Source organism: Citrobacter sp. MNAZ 1397 (assembly GCF_023613995.1).
GTDB classification, from domain to species: Bacteria; Pseudomonadota; Gammaproteobacteria; order Enterobacterales; family Enterobacteriaceae; genus Phytobacter; species Phytobacter ursingii.
Genome location: NZ_JAKIVH010000001.1, coordinates 2,818,990 through 2,834,040, shown reverse-complemented (window position 1 = coordinate 2,834,040; position 15,051 = coordinate 2,818,990). Strand labels below are relative to the sequence as shown.

Below are 15,051 nucleotides of genomic sequence, written 5' to 3'. Positions count from 1 at the left end.
TGATCATCCAGCGGCTCAAATTATCCGAACGGAAAAGGGATTAACTCGACGTTGTCTGCGGTCACTTTCACCATCGAGCCCTGGGTATGCCAGGCGCCGAGGACCACGCGCATGGCGGGTTTGCTGTTTGCGATAAGCTCGTGTACGTCCGGGCGGTGGGTGTGACCGTGGATCAGGCACTGAACCTGATGTCTTTCCAGCGCGGCAACGACTGCCTGCGGGTTCACGTCCATAATGGCCAGCGATTTGCTGCTGTTGGCAGCTTTGCTACTTGCCCGCATTTTTGCGGCGATACGCTGGCGAACAAACAGCGGCAGGGCCAGAAACAGCGTCTGGAGCCAGGGCTTGTGAACTTTGGCGCGAAACGCCTGATAGCCTGCATCATCGGTGCAGAGCGTATCGCCGTGCATAATCAGCACCTTGCGACCATAAAGATCGAGCACTTTTTCTTCTGGCAGGAGCTGCATGCCGCTTTCGCGTGCAAAGCGCTTGCCAAGCAGGAAATCGCGATTGCCATGGATGAAGTAGCAGGGAACGCCACTGTCGACCAGCGCCTTGATGGCGGCGGCGATCTCGCGATGAAGGGGAGTGGGGTCGTCGTCGCCAATCCAGGCTTCGAACAGGTCGCCCAAAATATAGAGCGCGTCAGCCTGGCGGGCTGTGCCTGTCAAAAAACGCAGAAAACCGGCGGTGATCGCCGGTTCTTCTGTTTGCAGATGAAGGTCTGCGATAAAAAGTGTCGCCACGATTACTCGCTAACGGTCACGCTTTCAATCACGACATCTTCTTTCGGCACGTCCTGATGCATACCGCTGCGGCCGGTAGGAACGGCTTTGATTTTATCTACCACGTCCATGCCTTCAACCACTTCGGCAAACACACAGTAGCCCCAACCCTGCAGGCTTTCGCCAGAGAAGTTCAGGAAGTCGTTATCTACGACGTTGATAAAGAACTGTGCGGTTGCAGAGTGCGGAGCCTGAGTACGCGCCATGGCCAGCGTGCCACGGGTGTTTTTCAGGCCGTTGTTGGCTTCGTTTTTGATCTGGTCTTTGGTTGCTTTCTGATGCATGCCCGGCTCGAAGCCGCCGCCCTGGATCATAAAGCCATTAATGACACGGTGGAAAATGGTGTTGTTGTAAAAACCTTCACGGCAGTAGTCCAGGAAGTTTTTAACTGTTTCAGGCGCTTTATCATCAAAAGTTTTGATTACGATGTCGCCGTGATTAGTGTGGAAAGTAACCATTTTTGCATCCTGTTCCGGTAGAGTGGTGCGCAGACCCGACTATGGGTCAGTGATAGTCGCCTGTTATAGCATAACCTGCTGCCGCGATCACCTTGCAATCAGTGCTGCTTCGGGATTGAATTACGGGTAATATATGCGTTTTTCCGGTCCACACACGTCTACATGGAATCTTCGATGTTAAAAATCTTCAATACACTGACGCGCCAAAAAGAGGAATTCAAACCTATCCATGCCGGGGAAGTCGGCATGTACGTGTGTGGTATCACTGTTTACGATCTCTGTCATATCGGTCATGGCCGTACTTTCGTCGCGTTTGATGTGGTCGCCCGCTACCTGCGTTTTCTCGGCTATACGCTGAAATACGTGCGTAATATCACCGATATCGACGATAAAATCATCAAACGCGCCAATGAGAACGGCGAAAGCTTTGTGGCGCTGGTCGACAGAATGATCGCGGAAATGCACAAAGATTTTGATGCGCTCAATATTCTGCGCCCGGACATGGAGCCGCGTGCGACGCACCATATCCATGAGATCATCGAAATCACTGAACAGTTAATCGCCCGTGGTCATGCCTATGTAGCGGATAACGGCGATGTGATGTTCTCTGTGCCGACGGATCCGAATTATGGTCAACTGTCGCGCCAGGATCTCGATCAACTGCAGGCGGGCGCCCGTGTGGACGTCGTGGATGTGAAGCGTAATCCGATGGACTTCGTTCTGTGGAAGATGTCAAAGCCTGGCGAGCCGAGCTGGACTTCTCCGTGGGGTGAAGGGCGTCCGGGCTGGCACATTGAATGTTCCGCGATGAACTGCAAACAGTTGGGTAATCATTTCGATATTCACGGCGGCGGTTCGGACCTGATGTTCCCGCACCATGAAAACGAAATTGCCCAGTCTACCTGCGCCCATGACGGCGAATATGTGAATTACTGGATGCACTCCGGCATGGTGATGGTGGATCGTGAGAAGATGTCCAAATCATTGGGCAACTTCTTTACCGTGCGTGATGTGCTCAAATATTACGACGCCGAGACCATTCGCTACTTCCTGATGTCAGGCCACTATCGCAGCCAGTTGAACTACAGCGAAGAGAACCTCAAGCAGGCTCGTTCAGCGCTGGAGCGTCTGTATACCGCGCTGCGTGGCACCGATAAGTCTGTCGCGGCGGCTGGCGGCGAGGCGTTTGAAGCGCGCTTTGTTGAGGTGATGAATGATGACTTCAACACGCCGGAAGCGTATTCCGTGCTGTTCGATATGGCCCGTGAAGTGAACCGCCTGAAATCAGAAGATATGCAGGCGGCGAATGCGCTGGCCTCTCATCTGCGTAAGCTCGCTTCGGTGCTGGGGCTGCTGGAGCAGGAACCTGATGCGTTCCTGCAAAGCGGTGCGCAGGCCGATGATGGCGAAGTGGCTGAGATTGAAGCGTTGATTCAACAGCGTCTGGATGCGCGTAAAGCGAAGGACTGGGCGGCGGCCGATGCGGCGCGTGATCGTCTCAACGAGATGGGTATCGTGCTGGAAGATGGCCCGCAGGGTACCACCTGGCGTCGTAAGTAGTTTTTCCTCGTTACCCAGAGGGAGACGTAGCCCGGATAAGGCGCTTACGCCGCCATCCGGGATATTCCCCGGCGGCGCTGTCGCTGGCCGGGGCTACGGGTTTGCACAACGCTGGGGCGAACGATGCTTAACATCAACGTCTGCGCCAGTGCCACAACACGCCCATCACAACGATCCCCGGCAACCACACCCACAGCAGTTCCGAAATAATCACTTGATGCCCGTACGGGGTCATATATCGCGACAGGGCAAACGGCGCGGCTTTAATCACCTGCCAGGGAGCCAGAAAACGCTCATCTGACCATGGCCAAAGCCAGCCAACCCCTTTCCCACCACTGGTTATAGAATCCAGCAAACTGTGCGACAACAATGTGACGGTTAAAAAGACCCAGCAGCGCATCAGGCTGGCGTTAAGCCAGCGTCGCCCCAGCCATGTCACCAGAATTGGCACCACAAAGGCGAACAGCAGCGAATGGGTGAAGCCGCGATGTCCAAAAATATTGCCGTACGCCACGCCAAATTTGAATGCCAGCACATCGGCATCCGGCAACATCGCCAGGGCGACGCCGGCCAGTAACAGGCGTGGGGGAATGGTTTTGCTGCCAAGACCTAAGCCAAGACACAGTGGAACGGCGGCGTGGGTGATAATCGTGGGCATGATAAGTTTCTGTTTCTTTGCGTAAAACGGGAAGTATAAAACGCGACGCAGACATCATTATCTACCTGTTATCTGAAATTCGCGGGGAAAAGTACAAGTTCGCCTGTTGAGCGCGACAACCCGCTTTTCTGATCAGATCCTGGCATAGCGACCAGCACCGTGCGATAACGTCACGGTACATTCCGGTAAGACCCACTTTCCTATGCGGACTCTCTCACCACCAGTTGCCCGGAAAGGGTAATGGTCTGCGTCAGCAAATCTGGTTCTTTCAGCTTACGTATTATCAGCCCCGCAGCCTGTCGGCCCGCTTCTTCGCTGGCAGACGAGACATAAGTGAAAGAGGGGGAGGTGAGATTCACGTGGAGCATATCCTCGAAGCCAACCAGCGCCACCTGCTGTGTCAGGAAGACATCTTTACCGATGGTGCGGCCCACCTGATGAATGCCGCTGATGGAGCCAATCACTGCATTGGGCGAATGGCACAGCAGGGCGGTGATGGTATTATTTTTTTCCAGCAGATGGCGAGTCGCCAGGCTCGCTGATTCGGTCGATTCGCTGCAGGCAGGCGTGTATTCATCGCGCAGCGCCATACCGTATTGTTTGAGCGCGCTGTGTACGCCCAACAAACGCTGATGGCGTACCAGGTCTTTTTCCAGACCGCCGATATAGGCAATGTTTCGGTGTCCGCGTTCAATCAGATAGCGCGTCGCCAGGCTGGCGGCCTGGCGGCTGTCGCGCATCACCAGATTGCAACTTTCCGCAGGTTGCGACTGCGACACCACCACCATCGGCAGCGGGCACTGGCTGATCTTTTCCGGTAAGTGCGGGTTGAGGGTATCCGAGGAGAGATAAATAACTCCCGCCACGCCCTGTTGCTTGAAAGAGAGCAGGCAGCGTTCAAGGTGTTCGTTGTCATCCAGTGGCTGGCCCAGGAAGACCATGTAGCCTTGACGTTCAAGCTCCTGAACAATGCTCGCCATCACTTTGATGGAAAAGCTGTCGCTGAAATCGCGCAGGATCAGGCCGATCAGATTAGAGGTATTGGCGCGCAGGTTCGCGGCTGCAATATTGTGCACATATCCCAGCTCATTGATAGCCGACTGCACTCTTTCGATGGTGGCGTCGGAGATTTTCCCTTTCTGGCGCAGCACCAGAGAGACGGTTGAAACCGAAACGCCCGCCAGTTTAGCGACATCAATGATGCTGACCTTTTTCAATCGTGCTCCCTGAAAGTACAGAATAATCAGTCAGAAATAGTAAAGCCTCCTGGGTAAAACCAGGAGACTTATTTCACCTTACCCGCACAAGGTTATTTGCCGAGTGATGTTGCCATAGCCTGGGCAATAAACTGTGCTCTGGCGCCGAATATCACCTGCACACCTTTATCACCGACAAAGACCACCCCGCGAGCGCCGACGCCGTTTAGCCCCTCTTTATCGACCTGGCTGCCGTCCAGCACTTCAATACGCAGACGGGTGATACAGGACCCGACAGAATCGATGTTTTTGGCCCCGCCCAACAGGTCAACAATTTCGGTGACCAGTTCTTCATCGGTTTTGTCTTTCGCATCCGCAGACACTTCGGTACGACCCGGCGTTTTAACATCAAAGCGACGGATGACAAAGCGGAAGGTGAAGTAGTAAATCAAAGCCATCGGTATGCCAATGATGACGGCATTCAGATAGTTTGTCTCATAGCCGTTAAACGACGGCAGAATGCCAAACGAAATGTAGTCGATGAGACCGGCGGAGAACGACTTCGCGATATGTGCATGCATCAGGTACATGGACATATAGGCCAGACCCGCCATGATCGCATTGAACACATACAGAATCGGCGCGACGAAAATAAAGGTAAATTCGACGGGCTCAGTGATACCGGTTAAAAAACAGGTCAGCGCGGCGGAGAAGAGAATACCGGCGGCGATTTTTTTATTTTTGGTATGCGCTTCATGGTACATCGCAAGACAGGCGGCAGGCAGCGCGAATAGCATCAGCGGGAACTCGCCTTGCATGAACTTACCGGCGTTCTGATAGGTATCGCTGCTGAATGACTTGGTACCTTCTTCCAGCATTTTGAACCAGATTGTCTGGTCACCGTGGATCACCTGGCCTGCCTGGGTGGTGTAGTCACCGAAGGAGTACCAGAATGACGGATACCAAATGTGATGCAGGCCGAGTGGGATCAACGCACGTTCCGTCAGGCCAAAGATAAAGGTCGAGGCTGCCTGATTATCGCCGTTGACGATAACGGACAGCGCGTCGATACCTGCCTGGATATGCTGCCAGACGTAGGGCAGGATCAGGCCGAGGATAAACGACATAAACGCGGTAGCGATGGCGACAAAGCGCTTGCCGGAGAAGAAGCCCAAAAATTCGGGCAACTGCATGGTATGGAAGCGGTTGTAGCACCAGGCCGCGAGGATACCGCAGATTAAGCCGCCGAAGACGCCCATCTGCAAGGATGGAATACCGACCACCATCGCATATTTCCCGCCCTGTGATGCCATTTCAGGCGTAATCGTCAGTACGGTGCTGATGGTAATGTTGGTGACAAACACCGACACGGCCGCAGAAAGGGCGGCAATCCCGGATTCAGATGCCAGACCAACCGCAGAGCCGATGGCGAACAGCAGAGGCAGGTTATCGAAAATAACCCCACCGGCGTTCATCATCAGCGGTAAATGAAACTTATCGCCAAACGCCAGCAGCAGACCGGCGGCAGGCAGCAACGAAATAGGCAGCATTAACGCGCGCCCAATCATTGACAATTTTGATAGTGACTTAATAAATCCCGATAACACATTCATGCTGTGATTCCCCCGAATCCGAACCATTATGTGTGCGAAATAGGCACATTTATTGTAGGTAGAACGTTCTAGTAAAACGTTCTACCTATCGTGGTGTAAGCATTCTGGCTCCGCAACAGAAATTTGAATTTCGGTCATAGCAAAATGTGATTATTTGAAGGCGATCAATTATTGACCGTATCAGGGGTAAGGATAATCTGAGAGGTGGCAGGCCCGGCGAGCGGGCCTGCAGAGGGGATATCAGGCGACGACCGTGACGCTTTGTCCCTGAAAGACTACCGTTTGTCCGGCGACGATTTTACAACGTTTACGCGTTTCGACCTTACCGTCGACCTTGACCAGGCCGTCGTCAATGGCGATCTTCGCCTGCGCGCCGCTTTCGCTCCAGCCTTCCAGTTTCAGCAGATCGCAGAGCTCGACATGCGGATGCTTGCCCAGTGAGAATGTTGCCATCTTATGCTTTCTCCACGTCGTGGTACTCTTCGCACGCCTGCAGCGTGTTCTGAATCAGGGTTGCGACCGTCATCGGGCCAACGCCGCCCGGAACCGGAGTAATGTACGAGGCACGCGCCGCAGCGTCTTCGTAAACCACATCGCCCACCACTTTGCCATTTTCCAGACGGTTGATGCCGACATCAATCACAATGGCGCCTTCTTTGATCCATTCGCCTGGAATAAAGCCCGGTTTGCCTACCGCAACGACCAGCAGATCGGCGTTTTCTACGTGGTGGCGCAGGTTTTTGGTGAAACGGTGGGTCACCGTAGTGGTGCAACCGGCCAACAGCAGTTCCATGCTCATCGGACGCCCTACGATATTGGACGCGCCAATCACCACCGCATTCAAACCGTAGGTATCGATGTTGTAACGCTCAAGCAGCGTCACGATACCGCGTGGCGTGCACGGACGCAGACGCGGCGCGCGCTGGCATAGTCGACCAACGTTATACGGATGGAAACCGTCAACGTCTTTATCCGGCGAAATGTGCTCCAGCACTTTGACATAATCAATACCGGCAGGCAGCGGTAACTGCACCAGGATACCATCGATTTCGGCATCGGCATTAAGCTTGTCGATAAGCGTCAGCAATTCGGCTTCGGTGGTGGTTTCCGGCAAATCGTAAGAGCGGGAGATGAAACCCACCTCTTCACACGCTTTGCGCTTGCTGCCGACATAAATCTGCGACGCAGGGTTGCTACCAACGAGGATAACGGCCAGACCAGGGGCACGTTTCCCGGCTGCCAGGCGAGCTTTCACCTTTTCAGCAACCTCAGAGCGCACCTGCTGCGCAATCGTTTTACCATCTATAATCTTTGCTGCCATCAGAGAGAGGATTCCATCTGTAACTAAAAAGAAGTGGGGATGTGTATATTTTGTCAGAAGTGGGCGGCGCTGTCAGTTACCGTTTATGTTTCGTGCATAAAGGCAGGGCGGAGAAAGTGCGGAATGGTGCTCACTTCGCGAGCATCTGAGAGCAAAGCCATTGACTCAACTGGTGTTGACCGTATAATCCCGATCCGCAACTCTCCCGTAAGGGACATCAGTGCGCCCTTAGCTCAGCTGGATAGAGCAACGGCCTTCTAAGCCGTAGGTCACAGGTTCGAACCCTGTAGGGCGTACCATTTTACTTCAAGAAGTTACTCCAACTCTAAGCCAGCCTGATTTCCTCCCTGTGTCGTATTTGTGTCGTTATTGCCAAAATGTCATCTATTTTCCGTGCATGCCCGGTCAGGTGGTTTGGCGCCAGGTGCGCATATCGGCGCACCACTCTCACTTGTCACCCCCCTTCGAGGTTATCCTGTTCAAAGTCGCTGAGTATCCTCTTTTTGCGGTCAGTCATTCTCACTGCGGGGAGATTCCTTATTGTGGGATAGAGGTATTGTACAATAAGAATGAGGATACAAAGATTAAGGTAATAAACCGGGGAGGTTAATGTAGTTCAACGCACCACCCAAAAATTTTTTGGGTATGTTGCAAATTGATTGTTCTTTCTTGTTTGAATACAAACATTTAGTTTTATATGGAACTCTGTAGGGACCTTTTCAGGTTAACCTACTTTTTATCCACACAACGACTCGTTAAACCTGATTTGGTATGGTTTTTTCGCTGCCATTTCTGCAAATGCCTTTCCACACTCTTTGCGTAATTCCAGCCGCGCATTAATGGCTTCTGCTGTGATAGCGCATCCGGTATTTTCTAACTCCATCACTATATAGCCGATAGCTTTCGCCATCTCTTCTTCACTCTGTTCTGTCGCTCGCATAAAACCACCTCAACGATAAGGGAATTCAGTGTCTCTGACTATTACACCTTCACACGCAGGGTTACCAGATGGTTCCATTCGCTCAGAGTGTCCCACGGGTGTTTTTGGTGATTAACGCAATGTATTTACTAAAGTATATGATTTACATATGGAATGGTGTTCGGGACAGATTGCCCGGTTATGGAACCATTAAACTGAGGGAAGTGGCCTGAATCGCCATCTGCGTGGGCGCGCGTTATGCCATTTACCCATTACCTTTGCATAATGCGGTTACCGAAGCGTAAAACGCTATATTGTCATTTCCCCTGTTAACAAAAAAGCCGCCCGTTGCGGGGCGGCCTGGTAACACGCTACATCCCTTAGAATGACCAGCGGAGGTTGGCGTTCAACGCGTTGACGCGGGTGTCGGAGCCGATTTGTCCTTTGTAACCGACATTCAGTGTCGCTGAGTGCGGCAGCGTAAAACTGACGCCCACATCACCCACCAACATATCCTCATCAACCGGGGTACCTTCGCTCGTGAAGCCATCGCTGCCGGCAAACGCCATGCGCGAAGAGGCTTTCTTATCGCCATAAGCGTGTTGCCAGCCTAACGAGCCATAAAGGCTGACGTTTTTCGGCAGTTCCGCTACGCCGCGCGCGCCAAGTGTCGAGAAAAAGGTATCAGCGGTGTCGTTACGCACGCTCAGCGCTGCGGCACCGCCGTTCTCTTTGAAGTCATCCGTATTCAGACGGACATAGCTCAGGTTGACGAATGGCTCGATATTCTGCTCTGGCTGGCCGAAACGGTAACCGGCTTCGGTAAAGGCCAGCAGCGAGTTAGCGTCATAATTCGCACTCAGGCGATCCGAGTAGCCGCTGAAATCAACCTTACGCTCGGCATCAATTTTATGCCAGGTGTAACCCAGCGAGCCACGCAAGGAGAATGCATCCTGACGCGCCGCCGCATACAGACCGAGATGGTAGTTATCGATATCCATTGAGGAGCGACGACTGTCGACATCGTAATTTCCACGGCTGTAACCGAAGAAACCACCCACTCTGACGTTATGGTTGTCCAGCTTACGATCGGCACCCAACAGGAAACCTGCGGTGTTACCGTCCAGCTTACCGGTATTGCTGTCGCCGTCGGTTCTCACCCATGAGCCGAATGTCTGGCCCCATACGCCGTTGTTCTGTACCGGAACAGGTTGGGCAAATGACATGGCCAGCGGTGGAATTGGCAGCGAGTCATTGTCGAATGACCCCGCCATGCGCTGATTCAACACATTAAACACCTGGCTGCTGCTTGCGATAAGCGTGGACTGGACGGAAGGGTAAGCCTCGCCCGATAGTTGATTGAACGCCTCGCGCGCTTCCGGCGCGCTTAGCATCAGCAGCGAGTTATATAGCGCCAGTGATGGGCCGCTTTGTGTGAGGGTAGAGAGCGCGCCTGCAGTATTCCACTGGTTGCTCGTCAGCGCCACTGTCTGGAAGATACCCGGTGTGCCCGTGCCTGGATTACCGGGATTCTCGCTGCCCGGATTCCCCGGATTTTCACCGCCGGGATTGCCGGGATTCTCACCGCCCGGATTCCCTGGGTTTTCACCGCCGGGATTACCAGGATTCTCACCACCCGGGTTGCCCGGATTCTCGCCGCTCTCTTTCTGTGCGATGCTCAGATCCACAGCGTTAGCGCTGTAGTTTAGCGCAACGTCCAGGAAGGCCGATTTAGAGATCGCAGAGGCAAACTGACCGTCGATGCCGCCTGCCGAGTTGATAATGCGGTAGACCTGGCCGGTCTGGTAGCTGGTTTGAGGATCGAGGGCAGTGACCTGCACAGTGGCCTGATTGCTGATGGTGGTTTTACCCTCCACGTTCAGCAGATCGCTACGGCCATCGCCGGATATATCGACGTCATAGAACGACTCGCCGATAAAGTTCAGGTAGCGTTTCAGCGTCAGGGTACCGATATCACCGTCGCCGGGGGAAATATGGCCGCCGGAGAGGATTTCTGTCTGCCCGAGGGTGCCGTTGCCGCCAAGAGTGCCGCCGGCCTTAATCGACGCGGCGCTGCTGTAACCGAGACCGTTGCTGACGTCGCTCCCGGCGTTAGCGTTAAGGATCAGTGTCCCGCCGTTTTCCGCGCTCAGTGTCTGGATATCAAAAAGATCGGTTTCAGGCTGCGTGTTGATATCACTGGCAATAATGATTTTGCCGCCACGGGCGAGGACGTTCGCTTTAAGCCCGCTCAGGTCGCCGCTGAGCGTCGTTTTCCCCGACGTGTTGATGACATCACCTTCGCCACTCAGGGTATTGGCGAACAGGTAATTATCATCGGTGTGATTGAAATAGACATAGCTGCCGAACAGTCCGCCGCGCAAAACAATCGATGTCTGCGCATCAATGGCGCCCGCGCCACCCGCTTCGCCCAGCGTTGGCTCGGTAAGACCGGTACCGGTATCCATATTGCCGCGGCTACCAATAACCAGCGCCCCGCGGTTAGAACCCGATCCGGTATCGCCAAGCACGATCGCGTTAGTGCCTGCGGAGATCACGCCGCCATCCACCGCAGATACCACGCCGTTGCCGTAATCGCCTACGAGGATATTGCCAGCGCTGGTGAAGCGGGCATTATTGCCTGCGACATACAGCTCGGCGGTTTTGCGTGTACCCGAAACGCCCGCGACCTCCATGCTGCCGACGTTAACGGCACCGCCGTTGAGCACGTCCAGATCGCCGTTAAGCGTCAGCAACTGGGTGACGTTCCAGCGCGAATTTTCACCCGTCACCGTGGCTTTCGGGTTCAGCTTATCGGTCTCATCCGGATCGTAGCCATCACCGATCCGTGCCTGGAGGCTGGTAGTAAGAACCGCGCCATCCGCGATGGAGACGGTAGAACGCGAGCCTGCCGCAGTGCCGACGCTCAGATAATTACTGGTAACGCGGGAATTCGCGCCAGTGGCGATAAGGTGGCTGTCGTAGCCCCGGGTGGTGCCCACCACAATCTCTTTCGCGCTGGCCAGCGCGCCATTTTCGACTCGCAGCGTGCCAAGGCCAAGGTCCAGGCTACCGTGCAGCACGAACTGATCGTACAGGGCGTTCAGTTCCGCATCCGGCCCGCTGACCGTCACCGTGCTTTCGAAAATCTGACCGTTATAGAGTCTGCCGATATTAATGTTGTAAGCCGTGATTTTCCCGTTATCGATGAGCAAGTTGCTGCCCTGTGTGCGACCCACATAGACATCGTCGGTATAGACTAACGACTGCGTGACCCGGGTATCGCCATCAAAGATCACATCAGCAGCCCGGGAGTCATCGGGTGTTAATAACATCAGCGGGGCAGAGAACAGAGCGAGGTAAAGTTTAGAGAGTGAGGTTTTCACTTTTAATTGGTGCGAGAAATTGTCATTCACGTGCTATCTCCAGATTGATTAACGTGATGTCGCGAAGGTCATTGTTTTATAGAGATTAAATTGACTGACCGGTTTAAAGCTTTATTTCGCGAATTCAGGCGTGCAGGTAAATTATCCGGCGAAGCGAAAACCTGTGATTCCCTGGCTATTACGCTTCGGCGGGTGAAAATAGAGAACGGTAGTAACGTTCACTGCGCCAGATTATTTATGAGTGACGACAGGTGTGCAGGTTGGCGCGCTAAGCGTTGGCGCGGAACCTAAAATTCCTGGCATCATCATGGAAGAGCAATCAAAAATACGGCCCTTTTCCGTGGTCGCGCGGTAAGTCAGTTTTTGCCCTCCCAGAGCATCAGGCTGAGCGCCATTAACCTGCGTAACGGTAATTTCATCGGATGATCCCAGCCCCAGCATTTTTGCTGTTTCCGCCTGCAGCAGCGGAATAGCCTGATCGGTTTTCAATGTTGAACAACCCGCTACCATTATTGTAATGACAAGCGCGATGAGTGGTTTTTTCATAAATTATCCTTGTAATCAGTCCGTAGCGATTGCGACATGGCAATACGTTTCTCTTTTTTAAAAACTGAAATAAGATATTTCTCTTTTCTGGAATAAAGAACCCTCCTAAAGTAGGGAGTGTTGTTGATTTGGAAATTGGCAGAATATCGCTTTTTCCGGTCACGAAAAGGAGACACCTTTGGGAAAATATTATGCACTGGTTATTGATGACCACCCTTTGGTCGGCAGCGGAATTGCCAATTTTCTGACGTCCCACTTAGGGTTCAGGTCAGTCATGGTGGTGGCGGATGAGGAGAGTTGTTATCGGCTTATTCGCGACAATGGTCCCCCGGACTTACTGATCATTGACTTCTGGCTCTCATCTTCTACCGCGCTGAAATTACTCAAAGAAATTAAGAACAGTTTTCCAAAAATGCGTTTGCTGGTGGTAAGCGGCGACGAAAATAATGATATCTGGATAAAGGTACAAAATGCCGGTGGTCATGGTTTTGTACTGAAAAACGAGACGCCGGAATTATTTGGTGAAGCAGTTCAAGCGCTTATGAATAACCAAACATGGTTTCCGGAGACTCATGCTGATTTGAATGTAAAAAATAGCGCAATATTGCAAAAATTTAACTTAACGCCGCGTCAGGGAGAGGTTTTACAGATGATGATGCGTGGATTACCAAATAAAAGAATCGCTTCACAACTCTCCATATCAGAACCCACGGTTAAAGAGCACATCAGCAATATTTTAAAAAAACTGGGTGTTAATACCCGAGTGGAAGTCATTACACTCCTTCACGGCCAGCGGGAAGAGACATCATGAAATGGATAGCCGATGTGGATAATAGTGCCATTTCCTCGCGAGCCCAGATTCGACTGCTCAATAATACCTTTATTCGCTTAGTGTTCAGCTTTACCGCAGTGCCTTTTGTCGGTATTCCATTTGCAATCTGGATTTATTGGCTGGGGGAGAACACCGGGCCAACCCTTGTCTGGATCGTTATTTACCTGCTTTGCGCAGGGTTAATCAGAATATGGCACCGACGCTATCAGCGAGACGTTAAAGAGAATAATGAAGAGGAGGTCCTGCGCCGCTGGCTGCCGAATCTTAATAAAGTCGCCCTGGCCCACGGGATGGGTATTTCATCGCTTTATCTGATTACCCCACAGAGCCAAAATTTTGATTTTTTCCTGCTGCTGAATATCAGTATCGCCGCCATTGTCGCCGCCAACGCGACACATTTAACGCCGGTCATCAGTACCTTTAAACGGTTTTTTTTCTCTTCCTGGGGATTCTTAAATCTCGGCATCATCTGGCGTATGGACGATGTGATGTTGATCGTGCTGATGCTGAACTTACTATACGGTTTTGCGATCTATCGTCACGCGTTAACCTCACACGCTTTTTTCATTCAGCAGGCCAGGCTTGAAGAAGAGAGTGTGCGTTTGGCAGAACAATTTCGCCAGGCGAAAGAGGAAGCTGAGCAGGCGCTGAGGGATAAAAATCAATTTCTGACCACCGCCAGCCACGATCTGCGCCAGCCCGTACACGCCATGGGGTTTCTTATTGAGGCGATTATCCATAAAAACAACAATGACGCGCTGATGCCGCAATTGCTGGATTTGCAACAAAGCGTCCGCTCCGTCCAGTTGATGTTCAATTCGCTGCTTGATCTGAGCAAGATCGAATCGGGCAATATGATGACCGCCACCACCCATGTGGATATCGGTGCGCTGCTGGATTCAGTCATCACGCTGTTTCGCGAGGAGGCGAAAAGCCGGGGACTGAAGCTCCGTACATGGCGGCCCGGGCGGCGCATCCACGTGATGGGCGACCCCTTGCTGGTGCGCCAGTCGCTGATCAATCTGATCCAGAATGCCCTGCGCTACACGCCACACGGGGGTGTGCTGGTGGCCATTCGCCCGCGCGGCGAAGAGTGCCTCTTTGAGGTGTGGGACACCGGGGTGGGCATCGCCGATGACGAAAAAAACAAAATCTTCTCCCCTTATTATCGCCCCGAACTGGCGTGGAAAATAGACAGTGCCGGGCACGGCCTCGGGCTTGCGGTGGTGGCGCGCTGTGCGAAGCTGATGAATGTAACCTACGGCATGTATTCTGTTGAGGACAAAGGTTCCCGCTTCTGGATGCGCTTTAAACAGCACACTGGAGACACGAAAACGAGTGATTCCGCGCCAGCCGGCGACGCCGTCGCGCCGATCAGTCGCCGCGCATCGCTAAGGGGAAGCTGCCTCGTGGTTGATGACGACCCGCTGGTCACCTCTGCATGGGAAAGTCTGATGAGCAGTTGGGGGATCGTCGTACGCTGTGCGGCTTCTGCTGAAGAGGCTTTTGCCATTGTCGATGGGGGATTTACCCCAGGCGTCGTGCTGTGCGATCAGCGATTGCGCTCGGGCGAAAGCGGTTTTGAGATCCTCAAGGCGCTGCTTGAACGCCTGCCAAAGGTCAGCGGAGCGATGGTCAGCGGAGAGTTTAACTCTCCGGTACTTCGCGACGCGGAAGAAGAGGGGTATCTGGTGCTGCGCAAACCACTGGAGCCTGCAACGCTGCATGCCCTGTTAACGCAGTGGTCGACCAGCCAGTAGCGGCAAAATGGGGGGAA

Annotated in this window: 13 protein-coding genes, 1 tRNA gene and 1 pseudogene; 4 read left to right on the top strand and 11 right to left on the bottom strand. The window is 53.1% G+C overall.

From position 1 onward, the window contains the following. Nucleotides 1-20: 20 nt before the first annotated feature. Both lpxH and ppiB read right to left on the bottom strand, forming a co-directional pair. A complete protein-coding gene (lpxH, locus tag L2097_RS13325; protein ID WP_047371516.1) occupies nucleotides 21-746 on the bottom strand; it encodes a UDP-2,3-diacylglucosamine diphosphatase in 726 nt (241 codons plus the stop codon). Between the two features lie 2 nt (nucleotides 747-748). Continuing rightward, complete coding sequence (gene ppiB, locus L2097_RS13320; RefSeq protein WP_041852430.1) at nucleotides 749-1,243, bottom strand: peptidylprolyl isomerase B; 495 nt, start codon at nucleotides 1,241-1,243, stop codon at nucleotides 749-751. Between the two features lie 174 nt (nucleotides 1,244-1,417). Between ppiB and cysS the strand changes: the two genes are divergently transcribed. After that, the gene (cysS, locus tag L2097_RS13315; RefSeq protein WP_085006942.1) at nucleotides 1,418-2,803 is read left to right on the top strand and encodes a cysteine--tRNA ligase; all 1,386 of its coding nucleotides are present in this window, start codon (nucleotides 1,418-1,420) and stop codon (nucleotides 2,801-2,803) included. Nucleotides 2,804-2,936: 133 nt separating this feature from the next. Here the strand turns inward: cysS and L2097_RS13310 are convergent, their stop codons facing one another. From L2097_RS13310 to folD, 5 genes are all read right to left on the bottom strand, one after another. Further along, nucleotides 2,937-3,461, bottom strand: a complete 525-nt coding sequence (locus L2097_RS13310; RefSeq protein WP_047371514.1) for a metal-dependent hydrolase — start codon at nucleotides 3,459-3,461, stop codon at nucleotides 2,937-2,939. A 200-nt stretch (nucleotides 3,462-3,661) separates the two neighbouring features. Then, nucleotides 3,662-4,678, bottom strand: a complete 1,017-nt coding sequence (gene malI, locus L2097_RS13305; RefSeq protein WP_250352998.1) for a Mal regulon transcriptional regulator MalI — start codon at nucleotides 4,676-4,678, stop codon at nucleotides 3,662-3,664. A 92-nt stretch (nucleotides 4,679-4,770) separates the two neighbouring features. Continuing rightward, nucleotides 4,771-6,270: a PTS transporter subunit EIIC gene (locus L2097_RS13300; protein WP_085006939.1), complete on the bottom strand. Its 1,500-nt coding sequence runs from the start codon at nucleotides 6,268-6,270 to the stop codon at nucleotides 4,771-4,773. Between the two features lie 240 nt (nucleotides 6,271-6,510). Next, complete coding sequence (ybcJ, locus tag L2097_RS13295; protein WP_041852425.1) at nucleotides 6,511-6,723, bottom strand: ribosome-associated protein YbcJ; 213 nt, start codon at nucleotides 6,721-6,723, stop codon at nucleotides 6,511-6,513. Nucleotide 6,724: 1 nt separating this feature from the next. Then, nucleotides 6,725-7,591: a bifunctional methylenetetrahydrofolate dehydrogenase/methenyltetrahydrofolate cyclohydrolase FolD gene (gene folD / locus L2097_RS13290; RefSeq protein ID WP_047371511.1), complete on the bottom strand. Its 867-nt coding sequence runs from the start codon at nucleotides 7,589-7,591 to the stop codon at nucleotides 6,725-6,727. 222 nt (nucleotides 7,592-7,813) lie between these two features. Between folD and L2097_RS13285 the strand changes: the two genes are divergently transcribed. Then, nucleotides 7,814-7,890 (top strand) — tRNA-Arg (locus L2097_RS13285). A gap of 15 nt (nucleotides 7,891-7,905) precedes the next feature. Here L2097_RS13285 and L2097_RS13280 read toward each other — a convergent pair. The 4 genes and pseudogenes from L2097_RS13280 to L2097_RS13265 form a co-directional block, all read right to left on the bottom strand. After that, nucleotides 7,906-8,042 (bottom strand): annotated as a pseudogene (locus tag L2097_RS13280) (integrase); the annotation flags it as partial. Nucleotides 8,043-8,327: 285 nt separating this feature from the next. Further along, complete coding sequence (locus L2097_RS13275) at nucleotides 8,328-8,531, bottom strand: hypothetical protein (protein ID WP_085005722.1); 204 nt, start codon at nucleotides 8,529-8,531, stop codon at nucleotides 8,328-8,330. A gap of 359 nt (nucleotides 8,532-8,890) precedes the next feature. Further along, the gene (locus tag L2097_RS13270; protein ID WP_250352997.1) at nucleotides 8,891-11,926 is read right to left on the bottom strand and encodes an autotransporter outer membrane beta-barrel domain-containing protein; all 3,036 of its coding nucleotides are present in this window, start codon (nucleotides 11,924-11,926) and stop codon (nucleotides 8,891-8,893) included. Nucleotides 11,927-12,127: 201 nt separating this feature from the next. After that, complete coding sequence (locus L2097_RS13265) at nucleotides 12,128-12,442, bottom strand: lipoprotein (protein ID WP_047371458.1); 315 nt, start codon at nucleotides 12,440-12,442, stop codon at nucleotides 12,128-12,130. 178 nt (nucleotides 12,443-12,620) lie between these two features. Here L2097_RS13265 and L2097_RS13260 point away from each other — a divergent pair, with 178 nt between their 5' ends. Both L2097_RS13260 and L2097_RS13255 read left to right on the top strand, forming a co-directional pair. Beyond that, a complete protein-coding gene (locus L2097_RS13260) occupies nucleotides 12,621-13,253 on the top strand; it encodes a LuxR C-terminal-related transcriptional regulator (RefSeq protein WP_250352996.1) in 633 nt (210 codons plus the stop codon). Further along, complete coding sequence (locus tag L2097_RS13255) at nucleotides 13,250-15,034, top strand: hybrid sensor histidine kinase/response regulator (RefSeq protein ID WP_250352995.1); 1,785 nt, start codon at nucleotides 13,250-13,252, stop codon at nucleotides 15,032-15,034. The genes L2097_RS13260 and L2097_RS13255 overlap by 4 nt, the downstream gene beginning before the upstream one ends. Nucleotides 15,035-15,051: the final 17 nt, after the last annotated feature.